The following is a 20,826-nucleotide window of genomic DNA, read 5'->3' as shown; positions in this document are numbered from 1 at the left end:
CCATTGTGTTTATGCCAATATCGTTGCAATTTTCGGAGGTCCTCTATGCCGCATACCTACCTCACCGCAAACGTCTATTGCCGTCGGCTATTCGGGGGCAAAGTCTATAAGCTAGCGCTCTCCGCCTCGACTAGCTGCCCCAACCGGGACGGTACGGTGGGCGTGGGTGGCTGTGTGTTTTGTTCCACGGGTGGCTCTGGGGATTTTGCCGCATCAGCCGGGCTGCCCGTTTCACAGCAAATCGACCAGGCGAAGCGGATACTCGGCGCTAAGGGCGAGGGACTCAAGTATATCGCATACTTTCAAGGCTATACCGGTACCTACGGTGATCTTGAGCACCTTGAGCGCATCTACACCCAAGCGGCGGAGCATCCGGATATTGCTGGGCTTTCTATTGCAACAAGGCCCGACTGTCTTGGTGGAGAGGCATTGGCAATGCTGGAGCGGCTGGCGGCGAAAAAGCCCCTCTGGGTGGAGCTGGGTTTGCAGACCTCAAACGAGGAGATGGCAAAACGCATCAACCGCGGTTATCCGCTCTCGGTCTATGAAAAGGCAATGGCGGATTTGAAAGCGCTGAACGTCCATCGAATCACCCATATTATCCTCGGCCTGCCCAATGAAAGCCGGGCCAATACACTGGCGACCGTGAAATACGTGGGGCAGTTTACCGATGGAATCAAGCTCCAGCTGCTTCATGTGCTGGAGGGGACGAAGTTGGCGGAAAGCTACCGCCGGGGCGAGTTCCAAACGTTAGAACCGGCCGAATATTACGAATTGCTGGCTGACGCATTGGGACTATTGCCGGAAAATGTGGTTATTCATCGCCTCACTGGTGATGGCGCAAAGCGGGATCTGATTGCGCCCAAATGGAGTGGCGACAAGAAACGTGTCCTCGCAGACATAAATCGGGTGCTCCGTGCAAGAGAAATCCATCCAGCAAGGGAATAACGTGAATTGCTAAACATTTTGTCAACAGATGTAACGTTCCAATAGCATGTTTTTCATAAAAGGGGTTGACATTTGATGGAATGCGTGCTATACTTAAAAAGTATTCTAAATGTAGCATTGTCTCACATGTTTTTGTAAGTCATTGATTCGTTTAATGATTTACTAAAGCATGTGATTTTTTGTGCAGAGGTGGATGCAAAATAATTTATTGGAGGTACCAGTTATGAATAACGGTACAGTAAAATGGTTTAATTCCGAAAAGGGCTTTGGCTTTATCACAAATAATGACGGCAGTGATGATGTGTTTGTGCATTTCTCTGCAATCCAGAGTGATGGCTACAAATCTCTGAATGAAGGCGACAAGGTCACCTTTGAGACCGAACAGGATCCTAAGGATAGCCGCAAGCTGCGTGCTGTCAACGTCAGAGTGGCGTAACAAAGCGATGCCAAAAGCCGCCAACTCCACTGGGTTTGGCGGCTTTTCTTGCGTTAAGATACCATGGACCAGAAGAATGTAACGTATAAGAACCACATAATTGAAATGGAGAATACTATTATTACACAGTTTAACAAATTTGATCTTTCCCCTGAGCTGATGCGCAGCCTTGCTAAAATGAACTTTCAGACTCCTTCCCCGGTACAGGAAGCGGCCATTGGGCCTATGCTTGGCCACAGCGATTTATTGGTGCAGGCTCCCACCGGCACCGGCAAAACCGCTGCATTTGGAATTCCTGTGGTGGAAAACACCGACCCTGCCAACCGAAATATTCAAACAGTTATCTTATGCCCCACAAGAGAACTTGCTGCACAAACCACAAATGTAATAAAGCAGTTAGCTGCCTTTAAACCGGGTGTTGGAATTCTCGCACTGTATGGCGGGGATCCGATTCAACGGCAGATTGTGGCATTGCGGCGGCGTCCACAGATTATTGTGGCCACCCCCGGCCGTCTGATGGATCATATGCAAAGGCGCACCATTCGGTTAAATCATATCCAGTGTATTGTTCTGGATGAGGCAGACCGTATGCTGGATATGGGATTTCGGGATGATATTGGAACCATTCTGCAAAGCATTCCCAATAAACGGCAAACTGTATTGTTTTCTGCCACATTGTCCAGCGAAATCAAAAACATTGCTGCAACCCACCAAGTGGATGCCCAGTATATCGGCATTCGGCAGAACACGCTTACCATTGATAAGGTGGAGCAGTTTTATTCGGAAATCAGAGGCAATGCGAAAACCCCAGCGCTTATTCATTTGTTGGGCGAAAAGAAGTTCGGTCTATCCCTGATTTTTGTTGCCACCAAAATTATGGCAGATACACTGGCCCGCCAGCTTACTGAGGCAGGTTACCCCTCGGATGCCATTCATGGTGATCTGCGCCAAAGCCAGCGTGATAAGGTGATGCGCCGTTACCGTGACAAAAAAGTGAGGGTTTTGGTTGCCACCGATGTAGCTGCCCGTGGGATTGACGTTAGCGGGATCGATGTGGTAGTCAATTATGACATTCCCAGCGATTCGGATAGCTATGTCCACCGTATTGGTCGAACCGGCAGAGCAAACAACAGCGGAGTGGCCTATACCTTTATTTATCCCAGAGAACGCAGCAAGCTTCAAGGAATTATGGCAAGCACCAGAGCCACCATATTGCCAACCACTCTGGAGGCATATTCGTTTCCGGTGAAAGGCAATAAACCCTTGAATAATAAATCCTCAAAACACAGAGCCAGCAACCGTTCCTGGAAGCGCAACAACACCTTTGATCGAAAAGGTGCATAAGGCTGGAACCCCATGACCCACATAAGCTGGATTCAACAAAACAGCGCACTTTTGCTTAGGCAAAGCTGCGCTGTTTTCTTTGAGCAATATAACATTCACAGTTGGCAGGTTAAAATATTCCTTCCAGACTGCCCGCAGAAAGGGCAGCATGAATGCGGGGATACAAATCCTCCGCTAACTTTTTAAGATATCGCTGCGCCGCTGGCTGCCGGATATTCAATGCTTCACAAACCCCAGAAGCGGCGCAGCGCAGTGAGCTCACCGACTGCTTTTTAGACAGGGGCCTAAGCAATGCTTCCATGCGCTCACGTTCCTGGGGCAAAACATTCAGCCTGTGGATATCGCCCCCAATCAGCGCCAACCCGATGGCGTTGGTTGCCACCGGCTCGTAAAGATTAATAAGCAGCCCCCTGTAATCGGGGCAATAGGCACTGAGCACGCCCACGCACAAAGCCGGGTCAAGGCGGCTGAGGAAGTCTTGCTCTATTACAATGCGGCGCAGATATTCCAGTATATAATCCACTCCCAAAAGCGTTTCCGGAACCGGCTGGCACAATTGATAGTCAATATCACAGGGGATTTCGTGGGCAAAATAGCGGTAATGATACCGCCTCGAAAAACTGCCGATGCTGCGCAAGGTGCTGGTAAGAGAGAGGTTTTCAAGCTGCGGGAGGCTGATACAGGCCGCTTCCCACAGGTCTTGAGCGGTTTTAATTTTTTCTTCGACAGTTTTAATACCGTCGTTAAAGCGGATGTCTAAATCCCAGTCCAGCACCGCTTTCAGTGCCGAGGGATCACCGTCCAGATGAATTCCCAGCAGATAGCAGGCAGAATTTAAAAGCTCCTGTGCGGTTTCCGTTCGCACTGAGCTGCTGTCCCCCATGGTATAGGAACGAACCCGCCGGCCCAGAAACTCCCATAGCTTGATCTGTGCGGCCAATATGTCGGCGTTTCCAGGCTCCTGATGCGAAAAAGAGTCAGCGGGGATCAGATCATTCTTCATATTCTTCTTCCTCCTGCGATTCCTCATCTTCCTCGGCCTCGCCGCCCCGAATGATGCGGCATAGATTCTCCAGCGCAGTTCCCTCCAGATAGTCCAGTGAGCCTTGGGCTTTGCCGCCAAACACCGATTTCATAGCCTCGATCAGCTCATCGTCGGAGAGAGTATCTTCCGATTCGTTCTTGAAGTAATAAAAGATGCTTTGCAGCTCACCCAGCGTTTCTTCGTAATTTCGCTGGGTGATATAGGGAGAATCGCAGAAGGCAGTGACCAGTTTTTTCAGTATGCCCTCGCCAAACTCGGTCCGCCCGGTGGCTTTCAGTGTCTGAAACCGATGCTCGGTCAGCTGGAGCATCTGCTTCTCTGTCAGGAGCAGCCCGTAGTGGCGGGATAGGGAATTGCACACATCCAGCTCCTGCATGGCGGCAGCCAGCTGTACCTGAATAGGAATTGGCAAAAAATTTTGCTCGATACGATCACCCCCTATACTTACTGTTTCGTTTTCATATGACTATATATACACCCTTGGGCAACGCATTACAAGTCTTGAAATTTAGGCGTTTTTGTGGTATGATTATAGTAGAAAATAAGGCGAAATTAAACGCTGGGATGCCCTTTGGCACCCCAGCGTTTTACACTGCTAAAACAAACTGTCTTTTGGCTTAGTAATTCTTCCGGAGTCGAATTGATTTCGACGTAGGAATACCACACTTTGTGCCGAAGCGGCACAATCCGGGGGGGGATATGGGGGGCATTGGATGCCCCTTGGCACCCCAGCGTTTTTGTATCTCAAAAAGTTTTGTTAAGCAGATTCAGAAGGCTCCGATCCGATTAAGGAAAGCACCTTTTCTTCTTCGGGAGCAAACAGGCCGGTCAGCTTTATATCCATGCCTCGCTCTGCAAGCATTTCACCGATTACATCAAACAGCACACCCGGCTCCTTTGCCAGATGGCCCTTTGCGATCACCTCGTCCAAGTCATCTCTGCCCCGCAGGCTGCCGCCGGAAGGGCCTTGGCCGGTGTAATCCACGCCGCAGCTTGGGCTGCCGTCAATGCCCACAAAGCCCAGAATCTCAAAGCGCTCAGGATCGGAGAGATATTCCTCCAGCTCCATAAAAATAGGTTCCAGCTGCTTTTTGCAGTGAGCCCGGAAAAACGGGTTGTTGAACTGACTTTTGGTGTGCCCCCAACGGCGGCTGCCGTATAAAGTGAATTCCGGGCAGGGCAGCTGCACCAGTTGGATGCCCGCATCCACGGCCTGATGCAAAAAGCGCTTGCGCAGGCTTTCTTCTGCCGCCATTTGCTCTTTGTTATACATAACAACCTTTGCGGCTGTGTTGAGCACACAGCTGCTGACAAACAGTATCTTTTGTTTCATTTCCCTCATCCATCCCTCATCGTTTTATACAGCTGCAAAGCATTAATTCTCCGCCGGGCTCGCCGCCTCCAAAGCGGCCTCCAGTGTATGCCATGGCATGGTGGCGCACTTGACCCGTGCAGGCATGTTGGAGATGTTGGCAAAAGCAATGGCCTCTTCCAATTCCTGCTCCTCCTCTTCGGTAAGAGGTGTGCGGCGGATCATATTCAAAAACAGGCCGCAGAGGCTCTTGGCTTCTTCAAAGGTTTTGCCCTTTACCATATCCAGCATAATCGAAACCGAGGCCTGTGAAATGGCACAGCCAACCCCGGTGTAGGAAGCATCGGCGATTATACCATCCTTGAATTGTAAGAACAGCTGGATTTCGTCACCGCAGCTGGGGTTATGGCCGGGAACCACCACACTGGGCTCTGCCAGCTCGTGCTTGTTGTGCCGGGAAAGGTTATGATCTTTGATGATTTGGGAATACAGCTCATTCAGCTCCAAAGCCCAGCACCCCTCTCACTGTTTTAAGGGCCTCGGCAAGGCGGTCAATATCCTCTTGCGTGTTGTAAAAATACAGGCTCATACGGCAGGTGGCATTTACGCCCAAATGGGCCATCAGAGGCTGTGCGCAGTGGTGCCCCGCCCGGACAGCTACCCCGTGGGTGGCCAGAATGGTGGCGGTATCGTGGGGGTGAACATCGGCAACATTAAAGGAAATGATGCCGGTTTTGTTTTGGGCGCTTTGCCCGCCGTACAGCACCACACCGGGAAGGCCAGAAAGCCTCTGGAGGGCATATTCGGTCAGGCGGTGCTCGACTTGCTGAACAGTGGCAAGGCCGATATCCTCCAAATAATCGATGGCGGCGCCAAGGCCGATCACCCCTTCGGCATTTTGGGTGCCGGCTTCGAAGCGCAGAGGTGGGTCCAGATACCGGACACTTTGCTGGGTGACCTCTTCCACGATTCCACCACCCAGACGCACCGGCTCCATTTCCTGCAAGAGCTTTTTCTTGCCGTATAAAACGCCAATTCCGGCGGGAGCCAGCATCTTGTGGCCGGAAAAAGCCATAAAGTCCACATCCAAATCCTGCACATTCACCGGAATGTGGGGGGCGCTTTGGGCACCATCCAGCAGAACCACCGCTCCCTTTTCGTGAGCCAAAGCGGTAATTTCTTTGATGGGGTTTACAACACCCAGCACATTGGATATGTGGGTGATGGCCACGATTTTGGTCCGGGGGGTCAGCTTATCGGCAACCTCCTCGGGGGAGATGCGCCCGCTTTCATCCGGGAGAAGATAGCGCAGCTCCGCGCCAGCCTGATGGGCCAGCCTTTGCCACGGCAGCAGGTTGCTGTGGTGCTCTGTCACCGAGATGAGAATTTCATCACCCTTGCCCACATGGGCGGCCTCATAGCTCAGCGCCGCCAGATTGATGGCATCGGTGGCTCCGGCGGTGAAAACAATTTCTTCCGGGCTGGCCGCACCGATAAAGCGGGCCGCCTTTTCCCGCACCTGCTCAAAGGCCTCTGTGGCCTTGACACTGATGGAATAAGCCCCCCGGTGGGTGTTGGCGTTGTAGGATTTATAGTAATCCGAAACCGCATCAATCACCTGCCGGGGCTTTTGGGTGGTGGCGGCGTTATCCAGATAGGCCAGTATACGGCCATCCGCTTCTTTTTGAAGGAGCAGGGGAAAATCCTGTTTGTAATCAGTTTTCATCATAGATAACCTCATGTATCCGCTCATAAATTGTGTTTTGGAGCTCTTGAGATGGAATCTTGTTTAGAATGGGTGTAAAGGAGGCCTCCACCAGCAGGCGCTTTGCATCCTGCCGGGAAAAACCCCGGCTCATCAGATAATAAAGCTTCTGTTCATCCGGCTTGCCGGTGGAGGTGGCGTGGGCACCCTCCACATTTTCTTCTCCGCAGAGCAGAAGCGGCACCGAAAGGTTCACGGCCTTGTTGCTGAGAGCCAGCACCGTTTCGGATTCCCGGCCCTTGGCCCCCGCCGCACCGGAAACAAAATCCAGTGTGCTTTTAAGCACCTTTTTTGCGGTGCCTGCCAATACTCCCTTGACAGTAATTTCACCCTCAGAGGCGGCCCCTTGTATATCCAGCCGGTAGTTGAAATCCTGCTTCTGGGAGCCGCTGCCCAGATAGAGGCTATCCAATATGCCGCGGCTTTCGGCCCCAGCCAGTGTCAGGTTGCAGGCGGTTACAGTGTGCTTGCCGCCCAGCTCGCAGAAGAGAACATCGCCTTGCCCCCCAGCCTCTGCAACCACAGCGGTGGTATCCACGTGGATATCCCGCTTAGAAAGCAGCTGGGATTTGATCAAACGCACCTGTGAGCCGGTTTCCGCCTCCATCAGGGCAAACCCACTGTGGAAATAAGAGCTGTCACCGGAAGAACGATAATTAACCAAAATATCCGCCCGGCTGTTCTTTTCCGCCCGGATGTGGAGAAAATCCACCAGCACCGGGGATGCCTCATCCAGAACAAAATCCAGAGAGATTGGCTCGGAAAGCTGAACCCCCTCCGGGATGATAATGGTCAGGCTGTGGTTGGCGTGGGTGCTTACAAACTGCCGCATTCGCTCCATATCAGCCGGAATGGAAAGGCTCTCCTGCGGGGTAACCGCAGGCTGAGTTTGTATCTGCGCCAAGGAACCGGAAAGAATGCCACCCTCATAGGGAAGATCAAGCTCAAAATCCGGGCCTAAATCCAGTTCCGCTTCGTTTAATTTAAGCCAACGCCATGTTGGCATTTGCAGCTGGTTCAGCTGTGTCAGTTTCATGATTTTGCCCCCTTTTATCCAATGGTGCCTTCCAGCTCCAGCCCGATGAGCCGATTCATTTCAACGGCATATTCCAGCGGAAGCTCTTTGGTGACCGGTTCTACAAAGCCCCGGACAATCAGTGCCTTGGCTTCTTCCTCGCTCAGCCCCCGGCTCATCAGATAAAAAATAGATTCCTCGCTGATACGCCCGATTTTGGCCTCGTGGCCGATATCTACCGCATCGCTGCGGATGTCCATAGCCGGGATGGTATCCGAGCGGGAGAGGCTATCCAGCATCAAGGCCTCGCAGATCACGCTGGATTTGCTGTTAGTGGCCTTTGGCAGCACCGATACGCTTGTTCGGGTGGTGGTGTTTCCCCCCGCCTTGGAGATGGACTTGGAGGACATGGTAGAAGAAGTATTGGGTGCGGCGTGAATCACCTTGTTGCCGGTATCCAAAAACTGCCCGGTGCTGGCAAAGCTGACGCCGATGTATTCACTGCGGGCGTATTCGCCCTTGAGAATGCTGCTGGGATACAGCATGGTGATGTGGGAGCCGAAAGTGCCGGAAATCCATTCAATAGCACCGTTCTTTTCCACAACCGCCCGCTTGGAGTTCAGATTCAGCATATTTTTGGACCAATTTTCGATGGTGGAGTAGCGCAGGGTAGCCCCTTCGCCCACATAAAGCTCCACACCGCCTGCATGGAGGTTGAGCACATTGTAGCGGGGAGCGGAGCAGCCCTCAATAAAATGGAGCTTGGAGCCCTTTTCACAGACAATGAGAGTATGTTCAAACTGGCCTGCACCAGGTGCGTTAAGCCGGAAGTAGGATTGAAGGGGCATTTCCACTTCTACCCCTGGCGGGACATAGACAAAGGAGCCGCCGGACCATACCGCCCCGTGCAGAGCCATAAACTTGTGGTCACTGGGTGGGAGCAGCTTCATAAAGTGGGCTTTAACGATATCCTCATGCTCCCGCAGGGCAGTTTCCATATCGGTATAGATGACACCCTGTTCCTCCAGCTCCGCCTGCATGCTGTGGTAGACCACCTCAGAATCATACTGAGCGCCTACGCCGGAAAGAGACTCCTGCTCCGCCTTGGGGATGCCTAGACGGTCAAAGGTAAGGCGAATATCCTCGGGAAGCTCCTGCCAATCGTCGGTCATGCGGGTTTCGGGCTTTACATAGGTGACAATCTGGCTCATATCCAGCTCATGGAGAGAAGGCCCCCATGGGGGCATTTCCAGCCTTTCAAAGGTGGCAAGGCTCTGGAGGCGCAACTCCAGCATCCAGTCGGGTTCGTTCTTCCCAGCGGAAATCTCCCGCACAATTTCTTCGGTCAGGCCCCGGCTCACCTGATAGCTGGTGTGGCCGGTATCCTTTATGTCATAAATGCTGCGCTCAATTTCGCCCAGCAGTGTTTTTTTTCGTTCCATGGTTTCACCTCGTACCTGCTTGGGTAAAACGGGCAAAGCCGTTTACGTTGATTTCATCGATCAGGCTCCGGTCGCCTGTGGTGACAATTTTTCCGTGCGAAAGAATGTGCACAAAATCCACCGGGAGTGCATCCAGCAAACGGGTGCTGTGGGATATAATCAGCAGAGCGTTGTTTTCGTTTTTATAGCGGAGAATCCCCTCGGTAACCACACGCACTGCATCCACATCCAGCCCGGAATCCACTTCATCCAGAATGGCCAGCTTGGGGCCCAGCATAAGGAGCTGCAAAATTTCGCTTTTCTTTTTTTCCCCGCCGGAAAAGCCAACGTTTAGATACCGCTGTGCATAGGCCCGGTCAAACTGAAGGGTATCCATGGTTTCCTGAAGCTGCTTTTGGAATTGAAAAAACCGCAGAGGCTTTTCAGAAGAGGCGGTTTTTGCTGTTTTCAAAAAATCGCTGACTGTGATGCCGTCGATTTCCTCCGGAGCCTGAAAGGCCATAAAAATGCCTTTTTTGGCCCGCAGATCAACGCTGGCCTGCGAAATATCTTCGCCCTCCAGCAAAATTTCACCGCCGCTGACCTGATAAGCGGGGCTGCCCATAATGGTGTTGGCCAAAGTGGATTTTCCCGAGCCGTTTGGCCCCATAATGACATGGATTTCCCCCGGCTGAATGGTTAAATCCACACCCCGGAGAATTTCCTTACCTGTTTCAAGCGTCGCCTGTAAATTGTGCACATTCAGTAGTGGCTGGTTCATGGTAGGCTGCCTCCTTATTGTTCCTCTTTTCTTCACCGCAGTGGCAGGGAAATTCGCAGAAGGGTATGCACTCTCTGAGACACCCCAAAAAGCGAAAAATCACAGCCATTTCATCCCGGTCAAGTGTAGCAAAAAAATCACAGAGCTTTTGATTGGCCTGCTCGTGAAACTGCTGGTGTCCTTTTATGGCTAGTTTTCCGCCTTCTGTTAGACGAAAAGACTTTTCTTTTTTATTATCTGCACGTTTAACTGCTTCAATAACGTTTTTTTGAAGCAGCTTGGCCGACATTTGTGTAACCGCACCCTTTGTGATTCCCAAGCGTTTGGAAAGATCGCTGACATTTTCATTGGGATATTGGGCAATGGATTCCAAGAACATCACTTCTGCATAATAAAGAGAAGCACCCACGCCATAATCCTTTGGTTTTTTCTTTTCCTCCTCCAAAAGGCGGATGATGTCAAAGAATTGGTTTGTCACTCGGCAATATTCCATAGAATCCACCTTTCACAGCAATACAGCAAAAAAAAGATTTTATTTAGCTGCTAAACAATTTTCATTTATTGTACTCCTGTTTTTTCGCCTTGTCAATGGCCGGGGCCCTCAATGCCCCGATTTTTGGTTGAATTTTTACCCAAAGCCTCCCAGCGGCTTCGATTTTAAAGCTATAGGAGTATACGCAACAAAAGCACAGCGAAGAGGAAAAATCCCCCTGCGCTGTGCCATTTGAAAACGACAGTTTAGTATCTGTTTTTTCAATCACTCAGTGTGCCTTGATTTTTACCTAGTTAATATACTCGGTTTTCCAATCCTTGGTATTCACAAAGGAATTCTGCGCGGTGCTGTAGCTTTGCCAATCTGGCGGAGAAGTTTTGCAGTGCAGCCATTCCAGTGTATTCTGCATAGTTTTGTCATTGGCACCCAGCTTGCGCCCTTTAAGCAGGTTGGAGCTGTAAACAGTGGGGCTGTAAAGAGGGTAGGCAATGTCTGTATCCGATTCGATGTGCAAATGGGGTGAAACTTTTAAAGAGCCGGTGGCTCCATATATGCCCAAAACCGTATCCTTGGTTACCTTTTGCCATTTGGAAACGTTCATGCTGCCTAAATGAAAATACCGCAGCACCACATCCTCAATTCGCCCGGTGACCCGGTTGTAGGCATCCAGATAAAGAACAGCCAGCATATTGCCCACAACGTTGTCGTAGCCCCGTTCCAGCACAACACCCTCACCGGAGGCATAAACCGTACGGTTGCCATCCACAGCGCCGGTGGTGCTGATCAGGTCCACTCCATAATGGATAAAGCCAAAGCGGTTATAATAAGCATCGGTTTTCCAGCTTGCGGTCAACCGGCATTTGTTGATGGGTAAAATCAGCCGTTGACTACTCATTTTTGTGTCCCTCCTGTTTGATTATCTGATGCACGCCGGTAGCAGCCCATCCGCTAACTGCGCCGATACTGCCTGCCACCAGCCAGTTCTCTGCCGGAATATAGCCCGGCAGAGTATAAAAGCTCAAAACGCTGAGCAAAACGCCCAGCGCCGCACAAAGTGCGGGTATATGCTTGTACAGTGTTTCCGATACAAGGCTTTTATAAAGCTCTCCAAAGAGATAGCATAAAATTGTGATAGAAGGGATTGCCACAAAATTATCCGGCAAATTCATTTTGTTTCTCCTTTCCGCAGTTCAGTATATGTGGCTTTTTCTGCAGGTGTGCCAACCTGCATTTAGCTTGCCTGCACTGATTTATCAGAATAACTGGGTAAAGTACACAAAGAAAACAAGCTTTATCCCCTTAAAATTGAGGCAAAAGAGAAAAGTATATTTTACGCGGCTTCATTGCTTTACTTTGGTAGAGTGGTGTGCTATAATACATTACAGAGACAGGAAGCACCCCGGATCAGGCGGCGGAAAGCTTCTGAAAAAACAAAATTATTACATAAGCAAAGGACTGTTTATTATGAAAAAATCCATTTCCTTTTTGTTGGTGCTAACGTTTGCTCTGACCATGCTGGCCGGCTGTGGCGGTGCAGGCGCCAGCAGCAGTGCAGCTCAGCCCGCCCCGGAATCCGCAGCAGAGCCTGCTGCATCTGCCGAGGGAAGCAGCGCGCAGTCCGCTCCCGCATATGCCACCTCTCTGGAGGATATCAAGACCAAGGGTGAGCTGGTGATCGGCTTGGATGATACCTTTGCTCCCATGGGCTTCCGTGAAACAGACGGCACTTTGGTTGGCTTTGACATCGATCTGGCCACCGCAGTCTGCGAGGAGCTGGGTGTAACCCCCACATTCCAGCCCATTGACTGGAACGCCAAGGAAATGGAGCTTTCCACCGGCAACATTGACTGCATCTGGAACGGCATGTCCGCCACTCCTGAGCGTCAGCAGAGCATGAGCCTGAGCAAAAGCTACCTGAACAACAAAATCGTGGTCATGACCAACACCGGTGTGACCATTGCCTCCAAAGAAGATTTGGCCAACTTCAACATCGGCATTCAGGCCGGCTCCGCCGCTCTGGAGGCTGTGCAGGCCGACCCGATCTATGATTCCATTAAGGGTAAGATTGTGGAATTCGCCACCTATGACGAAGTTATTCTGGACATGGGCACCGGCCGTCTGGACTGCATGGTCATCGACGAGGTTTACGGCAACTACAAGAACACCAAGCTGGGGGGCAAATTCGGAACTGCTGAATTCGATTTTGGCGATGACCTCTATGCCGTTGGTTTCCGCAAGGGAGATACCGAACTGACCGGTGCTGTGGATACTGCCATGGAAACCCTGATTGCCAATGGCAAAGCCGCCGAAATCAGTAACAAATGGTTTGGCAAGGATATTGTGGTGAAATAACCAAGGCTTCAATTTATCCAATAATTCAAGGCAGATTGGGGAAGGATTCCCCTGTCTGCCTTTTGGGCTTCTTTTCGGATGGACATGGGGATTGCCTTATCATCTACTCATATAATTTCAAAATTTTGTTGCAATTTTGAAATTGCGGGCTTTGCCCGCAAACACACACTGCGTGTATTATGAGTATAAAGTTGCTACTAACCGCCTTTTAGCGCCTGAACGTATGTGAAAGGAATGGACTTTTTATGGACATTGGTTATATACAAAGCATTTTGCCGGCTCTGCTTCAGGGAACGGTGCAAACCCTGAAAATATTTGCACTGACCCTGATATTTGCACTGCCGCTGGGGCTGCCCATATCCTTTGGCACTATGTCCCGGTTTTGGCCGATTAAGGCGATATCCAAGCTGTATGTGTGGGTTTTCAGAGGAACGCCCCTGATGCTGCAAATATTCTTTTTCTTTTATTGCCTGCCGCTTTTTACCGGCCTCAAGCTGGATCGCCTTTCCACAGCGGTGGTCACCTTTATGCTCAATTATGCCGCCTATTTTGCAGAGATTTACCGGGCGGGTATTCAGTCCATTGACCGGGGCCAGCGGGAAGCTGCCAAAAGCCTTGGGTTTTCGCCGTGGCAGACCATGAAAATGATTGTGATCCCCCAAGCTCTCCGCCGGGTTATTCCCCCCATCAGCAACGAGGTGATTACCCTGATCAAGGATACCGCCCTTGTTTATGTCATTGGGGTGCCGGAGCTGCTGAAAGCCGCCAAGGATGCCAACAACCGGGATGTAGACCCCACCGCTTATTTTGTTGCGGCGCTGATTTATCTGGGCCTGACCTTTCTGCTCACCCTGTTTTCACAGAATATGGAAAGACGCTTCTCCCGCCATGAGCGGCAGGATGCAGTTTGATGCTACGATGACAGGCTGTAAGGCCATTGATACGATTCTGCAAAGGGGTAAAAGAATATGCCGATTCTCAGCATTCGCAATGTAAATAAAACCTATGGTGGTTCCCTCAAGGCGCTGGACGATGTATCCCTGACCGTTGAGCAGGGTGAGGCCGTGGCCATTATTGGTTCCTCCGGCAGCGGGAAATCCACGCTGCTGCGCTGTGTCAACAATCTGGAGCGGGTCACACAAGGCAACATCACCATCGATGGAGACGAGCTGGTCAAAACCGGCTCCGATGGCAGTGTTTCCTATCCCCCTGATAAGGAAATCCGCCGCATCTGCACCAAAACCGGTATGGTTTTTCAGCACTTCAACCTGTTCCCCCATTTAAGCTGCTTGGAGAACATCACCATTGCCCCGGTTAAGATTCTGCGCCGGGATCGAGAGGCCTCGGTCCAGAAGGCCCACGAGCTGCTTGAGGTGGTGGGGCTTGCCTCCAAGGCGGAGAGCTACCCCGATCAGCTTTCGGGGGGGCAAAAACAGCGGGTAGCTATTGCACGGGCTTTGGCTATGAACCCCCAGATTATGCTGTTTGATGAGCCCACCAGCGCCCTTGATCCGGAAATTACCAACGAGGTGACCAATGTAATCCTCAAGTTGGTCTCCCAGAAGATCACCATGCTGATTGTCACCCACGATATGCGGTTTGCCCGCAGCGCCGCCACCCGGGTGATCTTTATGGATGAGGGTAAAATCATCGAAGAAGGAACCCCGGAGGAAATTTTTGACCGGCCTCAGAGTAAGCGGCTTCAGGAATTTCTCAAGGCCTATACCGAGGATAATCTATACAATTCATAAAGAAATAAAGCGAAAATAGAGAGCACCTGCCCGGCGGATAATCCGTTCTTGGCAGGTGCTCTTTTTGTGTGGAAAGAACCCGGTTACTCCAAATTCAGTGTAACCCAGTAACTCTCCCCTTTAAGGTCGCCCTCAAAGTATTCGTCGTAAAGCAGGCGGGCCTCCTTGGTTTTGGCAGGCACCAAAAACAGCAGAGTGCCGCTGAGAGTATCCCGATTCTTGAGGATTGTTTCCTCGGCAATATTTTCCGGTGTCTGGGGGAATTCCGGGAAGCGCTTTTCTTCCCCAGCCTCCAGCTCAAAGTCATCGAAATAAACGGTGATTTCCTGCCCGGAGGTGTTTTTTACCTCCACCTTCACCACAAGCAGGCGCTGATCCTTGCCGGGGCTGATTTCACCTACAGGGGTATCGGTGAAGGAGAATTCCGTGGCGGAAAAGGAAAGCAGCTTGGTTTCCACCGTTTCCCCCGGCAAAGCGCCGGTGCCGCCGGGAGATTCGGTCTTCTTTGAGGTGCACCCGGCCAGCAGCAGGCAAAAACTCAGGGAAACCGCCAAAAGCTTTTTAGTCAGCATGATAGAAAGCCCTCCATGTTTCATTCAGATGCCTGACAAAGGGTCAGAAGGTGCGCTTGCCCTTTCCGGTGCCGGAGCTGCTCTCGGCACGGGTCGCGCCGGAGACAGTCAGGCCGCTTTCAGGGTGCAGCAGAAACACATCCTCGGCCGCAAAATCAGCCGCATACACCCGGCGGGTCAAATACTGGAGTGTGACAGTATCCGCAGGTGTGGCAGAGGATGGCCCCATGCTGGGGTCATAATCCAGGTAACGGTAAAGGGTAATGGGCATGCTTTGCTTTTCCCGGGTATACCAGCTCCAGTGGCGGGGCTGCCCGGGGATACCCTCCTGATCGTTATAGGGCTCATAGGCCTCAAAGCGCAGGGGAGAAGGAATGCTTTGGGTGATTTCATAGGTTCCTAAAGGCGCCTGATCGGTGAACTCCACTGTGATTTCCACCAAAACCATCCCCTTCATGGAGCTGGGGTCCCAGCCCTCGCCGCCGGGAATAAACCGGGTGATTTCGCTGGGGGAGGCCTCCCGGATGCTGCGGGAAATACTGGCAATCTCGGGTTGGCGGGCAGAATCTTTCGGAGAGCTTTGGGAGGTATCCCCCTCCGAGGATTGTTCTGGTGCGGAATCCGGGTTTTGCGTCTGTCTATACTCCTCCAAGCTGCCCATGTAGTAGGCGGTAGCCAGTATTTCACCCCGGGTGGCCCTGAAGCTTTCCCCGGCCAGATCGGGGGCCATAAAGCTGGCATAGTGAATGCCGTCTTCCTTTAGACCAACCTTGACCGCCTTGCCATTTTTCTGATACTCCAAAGCGGCGCTCCCGGAATGAACCGGCTGGAACCGGCTGATATACAGCCCCAGCTCCAGATTGGGGGAATAGGAGGCGGAAGGGGTTTCGGCCAGATAGCGGGCCAAGCCCTCGGTATCCGGGTGGTTCATAGCAGCACAGGCCAGCAGCGAAAGAGCGGTCAGACGGTAGTTATCCTCATCGGAAAGGCTCTGATCCCGGTAATAGAGGTTACTTCCCACTTCGTTAAGCCGGGGGGCAAAGCGTGTGTCAAAGGCCTCTCGGGCACCGTCCTGATCGCCAGTCAGCGCTAAAGCGGCAATGAGATAAAGCTGCGATACATCCCCGTTATAGGCAGGGTCAGCCAGCAAAGAGCGGATTTTCAGCAGAACTGGCTCCCCGACAGTGGCAAGCCCCACATAAGCGGGTGCAATTTGCTCCGGGAGATACTCCATATATTCGGCGGCGCTCAGCTCACTGAGCAGGAATTCCCGCATGGAGGGGGCGCTGGGATAATCCGGCCCCAGCAAAGCCAAGGTTTTGGCAGTGAGGGCAATATCCGGCGCATCATAAGGGTAAAGCCGCATCCCGGCATAGCTCAGAAAATCCCGGTCAGGGAGCAGATAGTCACCCAGCTCCTCACTGATAAAGTCGAGATATTTTGAATCCTCTTCGCTCATAAAGCGAAGCATAGAGCGTTTGGCGGCAATGGCGGCAACCCGCTGATCGCCCCGGTTGCCATAGTCGCTTACCAGCTTTTTGGAAACCCTGAAAAAGGTTTGATATTGAGAGTCGGCAAAGCCCATGAGTATAGGATATTGGGCCGGTGTGATGCCAAGACCGGTGCTTTTCTCACCCAGCGTGAATTCCTGCACAATGGGCAGGGCAAGGGTGGATTCCACCACCTCGATCTCATGCTGAACCGCATCGCTTCCATCGTTGGTGGCGGCTTTCAGGGTCAGGGTATACCGCCCGGCGGGCAGTTTGCCGAAGTTTAGAGTGGTTTGCCGGTCTGTGCGGCCTTTGATTTCCAGTGTAAGCGGGAAAGCGATCTCCCCCGCCTCCACAGTTTCCAAGGGCTCCAGTGTGGCGGTGTAGCGCACAGGAGTGCTCCGGGTTAGGGAGGTGCCGAAGCAGCTGGCGCTGATTGCCACATCATCCCCCGACAGATAAGCTTCGTTGAACACCGGCTGAACAAACAGAGGCAGAGAGCAATCAATGTTGGAAACACCTGCCCCCGCCCGCAATGCCTCCTGTTCCACCGCCACGGCGGTGATGCGCCACGAGGTGATGGAATCGGGCAGCTCAAATTCCAGAGAAGCAAGGCCTTTGTTATCGGTGGCAAGGCTCAGAAATTGAGCCGTATCCGGGAAGTCGCTGCGGGGCATATCATCGCCGCCACCGCCGCCCTTGCCGCCGATTTCCTCAATATAAAGCAGGTGCTGGCGGTAGGATTCATGGGTAACGGGGGCGCGGTAATAGCACCGGGCATAGAGGCTGTCTAAGGGGGCAAGGGATTGCTCGCCCAAAGCGAACATCGCCTCGTCCACAATGCTCAGGCTCACCCTAGCTTCTACCGGTGAGCCGGTTTTATCCTTGACCTCAACGGAAAGGCTGGCCTTTTCCCCCGGCAGATAGCGGGAGGCACCTGGCCGAACCAAGATTTCCAGCTCTTCGGCCGCCGTATCGTAGGCGGCGGTGAAGGAGGAAACCGGGTAAATGTAGCGGCCATCAAAATAGGCACCGCTGATGTTCACATTGGGGATAAAATCCGCCGCCTGCTCAAGAGAAAGGGTGGCCTGCTGGGAAATACCGGCCTCTAAGATTTTATCCTGCACAGCGGTATAGAGCACTCGGCCGGTGAAGCCGTCATCCTTGGCCTGCCGTTCGGTCAGGGCAAATTCAATGGGTTCCCCTGCCTGATAGGTGACAGAGGGTTGGTCATAATAGGAATAGTAGGGCGAATCATTGTCTTTGGCAGGGGAGAAATAGAACTTCCGCAGGTTAGAGGTTTCTTCGTAGTAGCTCCGGCGGGTATCCCACCCGGCCAAGAGGTAGGTTGTTTCGCTGATGGAAAGGCCACGGCTGTCCTCGGCGGTCACCATAACCTCATAGCTTTCTTCCTTGTTGGGCGCAGGCAGATCGCTTAAAGAAAGGGTGCCGTTTTGAGTGCGGGCGGTATAGCTGCTGTAAAGGCTCTCGGAGCTTTCGTAGGTATAGGTGGTCACATTCCGCTTGGATGCCCAGTCGTAATAGGAACCCAGCGGCTTTTTCACCGACCGGTAGCGGGTGATTTTCACCTCGACCTCGGTGTCGGCGGCTTCTCCCACAAAATTATCCGGGTAGCTCTGGTAGATGTCGCCATAGCTCTCAATGCGGGAGGTATCCAGCCGGTTGGTGGAAACGGTAATCTTTGGCTCACGGGATGTTCCCTCCTGCTTGACCTGCAAAATCAGGTCGCTAGGGAAATAAAGGAAGGAGCCGTAAATGGAGGGGATTACATTTCCCTCGCCCGTTTGGATAAACTGGTAGCTTAGGTGAGTGGGGGCCCAGTGAGCAACAACAGGGCCGGAGGTTGGGTCAACCATCATCCGGGCGGTGCCGGTTGCATCCAGTGTCACCGGCTGGGAGGACTGGAAATCTCCCTGCACCCACAGGGGAAGCCCCCAAACCGGGGTGCCCTCAAAAAAGGAAACATGGGCGTTGATATCCGCCTGCTCACCGGGCAGATAAAACAGCTTATCGCTGCTGGTGCTGGTTTTGTAAACCGGCTTTTCGTAGTTGCGCACCTCAAAGTTGGCATAATCCACTTGGCGGCCATCCGGGGCCATAACCGCCAGATAGTAGTTGCCGCTCATGAGGTTTTCCAGCTTCATGGAGCCGATGTAGGTGCCATCCGGCTCCAAAACCGCCTCGGTGGATTGAAGAAAGGCCTGATTATCATAGAAGCCGTAATCATAGCCGCTCCAGTTGTAGTAGTTGCCGGAGCGCAACTGGATCGTCACGGCTGTACCGGCGGCAATGGCCTCCCGGCGGCCCCGGAGGATTCCCCAGAACTGAGCTGTATCGGTGGGCTTATAGAGAAGGCGGTCGGTATAGGTGAAGGCTGTATAGCTCTCCGCCACGGTCAGAGGGGTGGTTTCCTGCAAAAACAGGAAATCCCAGTATTCCGGCTGCTCCCCCACAGAAGGGATGTGGATGAGTGCGGTGGTGTTTTCGCCGCTTTGAAACCGGGCAATGCCCGCATCATCGGTGGAAACAGAGGCAATGGAGGTTTCCTTCAAAGGAGCCAGCAGCTCCACCGGCGCTTTTGCAAGGAGCTGACCGTTGGCGGCATCGTTGAGCCAAGCAAGGCCATCCCCATTGAGAGACTGAACAAAAAGGGAGGTGTCGCTGATTTGAATCAGCTTCTGCCGGGTGACAGTCTTGCCGTTAAAGGGGTCTTGCGCCGAGACGCTGACCAGATAGTGCCCCGCAGGCAAAGGCTCGGGAAAAGGCAGATACCGGGGATAGTTGCCGTACCCATAGCGGGAGACCACCTGCACAGCCGCTGTTTCAAAGCTGACAGCCGGCTCCAAGGAAGCTGTGGAGGCGGTGTAATCGCTGTCGGGCTTGTAGGCTTCATCGTAATGGCGGCGGTTAAAGGCCAGCAGCTCGTCCTTATAGCGGCTGGGGGTAAGGGGAAAAGCCTCCACTTTAAACTCCAGCGAGGGCAACAGGTTATAGCCGGAAATTTCCAAGAGAGGCGAATCGGTGGTTAAAAAAGTTTCCTGATCGCTGCCGGTCATGAAAAATTCCAGCTCCCGGGATTTGGCTTCGTAGGTGCTGGGCTCACCGGTAACAAACGCAAAGGAATAATCCTCTGCCAGAGTTACGCCATTTCCGGCAGGCAGCCCGGCCTTGATGGTGACCCGAAAGCGGGTGTTGCGGGGCAAATCCCGGTCAGGAACAAAGGCGGAGCGCTCCTCATTGGTGAGAAAGCTCCCCCGAACCGGCGGTGTGATCTCAAAGTGCTGGGAAATATCCACATCGGTATAGTTAAAAACCACCTCGATGCCGGTATCCGGCAAGCTTTCATACCGATCGGAATCCGGGGTGGTATACACAACCCTCAATTGCTTCCGGGACTGAAAAGCCCACGTGCGCCCCTTGGTTCCGGCTGGGGTCTTGGCAAAGAAGGTATAGATTTTATCCGGCTCCATTGGCTCCAACAGGGTAAGAAGCGACTTGCCCCCTTTGAGCTGGCTAATGGAGAAAGGAAGGGCGGGCTCCAGCTCTAAGGCATCGGATAAGGCCTTCTGGGAGAGTTCCCCCCCAGGAGTCAGGATAAAGGCGCTTTCTAAGGCAACGCCGGTATCATCGGCTTGCTCTGCTTCAATGCGCAGGCCTTCCAGCGCCGCATCCAGACTGTAGCGGGTTCCGGAGGGAGCGGCATCGGAATCTGTCTGGGGCAAAGCATCACCGCAGGCGGTGAGTAAAAGCAGGGCGGCAAGCAAGAGAGAAATCAGCTTATGCGAGCGTTTCATAAAAGGGTTACCTCCTCTATACCGGCTCTATATAATGTCCACTGAACAACCGCACTTTGCGAAGCGCAGTTGCCCCAAAGGCATATTGTGCCTTTGGGGGCGACAAAACAGGTGTGTTTTGTCGCTTCAGATGCATTGATTGACTGTTCGCTTGTCTTTGTTCAGCGGCCATTATATGAATATATCGTAGAATGTGCACCAAGCGGGTTCACACTTTGATTCACATATGCGTCTATATGCAGGAAAGCTCCCGCCCCCGAGAAACCGGGAGCCGGGAGCTGAGATT

At 52.5% G+C, this 20,826-nt stretch carries 19 protein-coding genes; 6 read left to right on the top strand and 13 right to left on the bottom strand.

Annotation, left to right across the window (positions count from 1 at the left end; translation table 11 throughout):
- Positions 1-45 precede the first annotated feature (45 nt).
- The 3 genes from U6B65_09915 to U6B65_09905 all read left to right on the top strand — a co-directional run bounded on the left by U6B65_09915 (position 46) and on the right by U6B65_09905 (position 2,728).
- On the top strand, positions 46-948 hold the full coding sequence (locus tag U6B65_09915; protein ID WRS26658.1) for a TIGR01212 family radical SAM protein: 903 nt from the start codon (positions 46-48) through the stop codon (positions 946-948).
- Between the two features lie 223 nt (positions 949-1,171).
- Positions 1,172-1,384, top strand: a complete 213-nt coding sequence (locus U6B65_09910; GenBank protein WRS26657.1) for a cold-shock protein — start codon at positions 1,172-1,174, stop codon at positions 1,382-1,384.
- A gap of 105 nt (positions 1,385-1,489) precedes the next feature.
- On the top strand, positions 1,490-2,728 hold the full coding sequence (locus U6B65_09905) for a DEAD/DEAH box helicase (GenBank protein ID WRS26656.1): 1,239 nt from the start codon (positions 1,490-1,492) through the stop codon (positions 2,726-2,728).
- 109 nt (positions 2,729-2,837) lie between these two features.
- Here the strand turns inward: U6B65_09905 and U6B65_09900 are convergent, their stop codons facing one another.
- From U6B65_09900 to U6B65_09850, 11 genes are all read right to left on the bottom strand, one after another.
- Positions 2,838-3,731 (bottom strand): DUF6179 domain-containing protein, encoded by an 894-nt coding sequence (locus tag U6B65_09900; protein WRS26655.1) that lies wholly within the window; start codon positions 3,729-3,731, stop codon positions 2,838-2,840.
- Positions 3,721-4,185, bottom strand: a complete 465-nt coding sequence (locus U6B65_09895) for a DUF6323 family protein (GenBank protein WRS26654.1) — start codon at positions 4,183-4,185, stop codon at positions 3,721-3,723. The genes U6B65_09900 and U6B65_09895 overlap by 11 nt, the downstream gene beginning before the upstream one ends.
- 345 nt (positions 4,186-4,530) lie before the next feature.
- Positions 4,531-5,106 (bottom strand): hypothetical protein, encoded by a 576-nt coding sequence (locus U6B65_09890; protein ID WRS26653.1) that lies wholly within the window; start codon positions 5,104-5,106, stop codon positions 4,531-4,533.
- A 42-nt stretch (positions 5,107-5,148) separates the two neighbouring features.
- A complete protein-coding gene (locus U6B65_09885; protein ID WRS26652.1) occupies positions 5,149-5,592 on the bottom strand; it encodes an SUF system NifU family Fe-S cluster assembly protein in 444 nt (147 codons plus the stop codon).
- A complete protein-coding gene (locus U6B65_09880; protein WRS26651.1) occupies positions 5,579-6,814 on the bottom strand; it encodes a cysteine desulfurase in 1,236 nt (411 codons plus the stop codon). The genes U6B65_09885 and U6B65_09880 overlap by 14 nt, the downstream gene beginning before the upstream one ends.
- Positions 6,801-7,886, bottom strand: a complete 1,086-nt coding sequence (locus U6B65_09875) for a SufD family Fe-S cluster assembly protein (GenBank protein WRS26650.1) — start codon at positions 7,884-7,886, stop codon at positions 6,801-6,803. The genes U6B65_09880 and U6B65_09875 overlap by 14 nt, the downstream gene beginning before the upstream one ends.
- 14 nt (positions 7,887-7,900) lie before the next feature.
- Positions 7,901-9,307, bottom strand: coding sequence for a Fe-S cluster assembly protein SufB (gene sufB / locus U6B65_09870; GenBank protein ID WRS26649.1), 1,407 nt, complete (start codon positions 9,305-9,307; stop codon positions 7,901-7,903).
- A 4-nt stretch (positions 9,308-9,311) separates the two neighbouring features.
- Positions 9,312-10,067: a Fe-S cluster assembly ATPase SufC gene (gene sufC / locus U6B65_09865; GenBank protein ID WRS26648.1), complete on the bottom strand. Its 756-nt coding sequence runs from the start codon at positions 10,065-10,067 to the stop codon at positions 9,312-9,314.
- Complete coding sequence (locus U6B65_09860) at positions 10,021-10,560, bottom strand: MarR family transcriptional regulator (protein WRS26647.1); 540 nt, start codon at positions 10,558-10,560, stop codon at positions 10,021-10,023. Before U6B65_09860 ends, sufC begins: the two co-directional genes overlap by 47 nt.
- 289 nt (positions 10,561-10,849) lie before the next feature.
- Entirely contained in the window at positions 10,850-11,455 is a 606-nt protein-coding gene (locus tag U6B65_09855) for a M23 family metallopeptidase (GenBank protein ID WRS26646.1), read from the bottom strand.
- The gene (locus U6B65_09850) at positions 11,448-11,729 is read right to left on the bottom strand and encodes a phage holin family protein (protein ID WRS26645.1); all 282 of its coding nucleotides are present in this window, start codon (positions 11,727-11,729) and stop codon (positions 11,448-11,450) included. Before U6B65_09850 ends, U6B65_09855 begins: the two co-directional genes overlap by 8 nt.
- Before the next feature lie 295 nt (positions 11,730-12,024).
- Between U6B65_09850 and U6B65_09845 the strand changes: the two genes are divergently transcribed.
- The 3 genes from U6B65_09845 to U6B65_09835 all read left to right on the top strand — a co-directional run bounded on the left by U6B65_09845 (position 12,025) and on the right by U6B65_09835 (position 14,663).
- Positions 12,025-12,912 carry an amino acid ABC transporter substrate-binding protein gene (locus U6B65_09845; protein WRS26644.1) on the top strand — a complete coding sequence of 296 codons (888 nt, stop codon included), beginning with the start codon at positions 12,025-12,027 and terminating at the stop codon, positions 12,910-12,912.
- A gap of 245 nt (positions 12,913-13,157) precedes the next feature.
- Positions 13,158-13,823, top strand: a complete 666-nt coding sequence (locus U6B65_09840) for an amino acid ABC transporter permease (GenBank protein WRS26643.1) — start codon at positions 13,158-13,160, stop codon at positions 13,821-13,823.
- A gap of 57 nt (positions 13,824-13,880) precedes the next feature.
- Positions 13,881-14,663: an amino acid ABC transporter ATP-binding protein gene (locus tag U6B65_09835; GenBank protein WRS26642.1), complete on the top strand. Its 783-nt coding sequence runs from the start codon at positions 13,881-13,883 to the stop codon at positions 14,661-14,663.
- An 83-nt stretch (positions 14,664-14,746) separates the two neighbouring features.
- Here U6B65_09835 and U6B65_09830 read toward each other — a convergent pair whose 3' ends face one another.
- Complete coding sequence (locus tag U6B65_09830) at positions 14,747-15,235, bottom strand: DUF4352 domain-containing protein (GenBank protein ID WRS26641.1); 489 nt, start codon at positions 15,233-15,235, stop codon at positions 14,747-14,749.
- Between the two features lie 43 nt (positions 15,236-15,278).
- Positions 15,279-20,540 (bottom strand): alpha-2-macroglobulin family protein, encoded by a 5,262-nt coding sequence (locus tag U6B65_09825; GenBank protein ID WRS26640.1) that lies wholly within the window; start codon positions 20,538-20,540, stop codon positions 15,279-15,281.
- Between the last annotated feature and the right edge of the window lie 286 nt (positions 20,541-20,826).

It is taken from the genome of Oscillospiraceae bacterium MB08-C2-2 (assembly GCA_035621215.1).
GTDB lineage: Bacteria > Bacillota > Clostridia > Oscillospirales > Ruminococcaceae > WRAV01.
The sequence above is the reverse complement of the archived record's forward strand: the minus strand, read 5'-3'. Positions and strand labels throughout refer to the sequence as shown.

Bases quoted from the DNA above. Each gene is read 5' to 3' on its own strand.
- U6B65_09835 (WRS26642.1), top strand. From the start codon at position 13,881: ATGCCGATTCTCAGCATTCGCAATGTAAATAAAACCTATGGTGGTTCC.
- U6B65_09830 (WRS26641.1), bottom strand. From the start codon at position 15,235: ATGCTGACTAAAAAGCTTTTGGCGGTTTCCCTGAGTTTTTGCCTGCTG.
- U6B65_09910 (WRS26657.1), top strand. From the start codon at position 1,172: ATGAATAACGGTACAGTAAAATGGTTTAATTCCGAAAAGGGCTTTGGC.
- U6B65_09880 (WRS26651.1), bottom strand. From the start codon at position 6,814: ATGATGAAAACTGATTACAAACAGGATTTTCCCCTGCTCCTTCAAAAA.
- U6B65_09850 (WRS26645.1), bottom strand. From the start codon at position 11,729: ATGAATTTGCCGGATAATTTTGTGGCAATCCCTTCTATCACAATTTTA.
- U6B65_09875 (WRS26650.1), bottom strand. From the start codon at position 7,886: ATGAAACTGACACAGCTGAACCAGCTGCAAATGCCAACATGGCGTTGG.
- U6B65_09825 (WRS26640.1), bottom strand. From the start codon at position 20,540: ATGAAACGCTCGCATAAGCTGATTTCTCTCTTGCTTGCCGCCCTGCTT.
- U6B65_09840 (WRS26643.1), top strand. From the start codon at position 13,158: ATGGACATTGGTTATATACAAAGCATTTTGCCGGCTCTGCTTCAGGGA.
- sufC (WRS26648.1), bottom strand. From the start codon at position 10,067: ATGAACCAGCCACTACTGAATGTGCACAATTTACAGGCGACGCTTGAA.
- U6B65_09900 (WRS26655.1), bottom strand. From the start codon at position 3,731: ATGAAGAATGATCTGATCCCCGCTGACTCTTTTTCGCATCAGGAGCCT.
- sufB (WRS26649.1), bottom strand. From the start codon at position 9,307: ATGGAACGAAAAAAAACACTGCTGGGCGAAATTGAGCGCAGCATTTAT.
- U6B65_09915 (WRS26658.1), top strand. From the start codon at position 46: ATGCCGCATACCTACCTCACCGCAAACGTCTATTGCCGTCGGCTATTC.
- U6B65_09855 (WRS26646.1), bottom strand. From the start codon at position 11,455: ATGAGTAGTCAACGGCTGATTTTACCCATCAACAAATGCCGGTTGACC.
- U6B65_09890 (WRS26653.1), bottom strand. From the start codon at position 5,106: ATGAAACAAAAGATACTGTTTGTCAGCAGCTGTGTGCTCAACACAGCC.
- U6B65_09860 (WRS26647.1), bottom strand. From the start codon at position 10,560: ATGGAATATTGCCGAGTGACAAACCAATTCTTTGACATCATCCGCCTT.
- U6B65_09905 (WRS26656.1), top strand. From the start codon at position 1,490: ATGGAGAATACTATTATTACACAGTTTAACAAATTTGATCTTTCCCCT.
- U6B65_09845 (WRS26644.1), top strand. From the start codon at position 12,025: ATGAAAAAATCCATTTCCTTTTTGTTGGTGCTAACGTTTGCTCTGACC.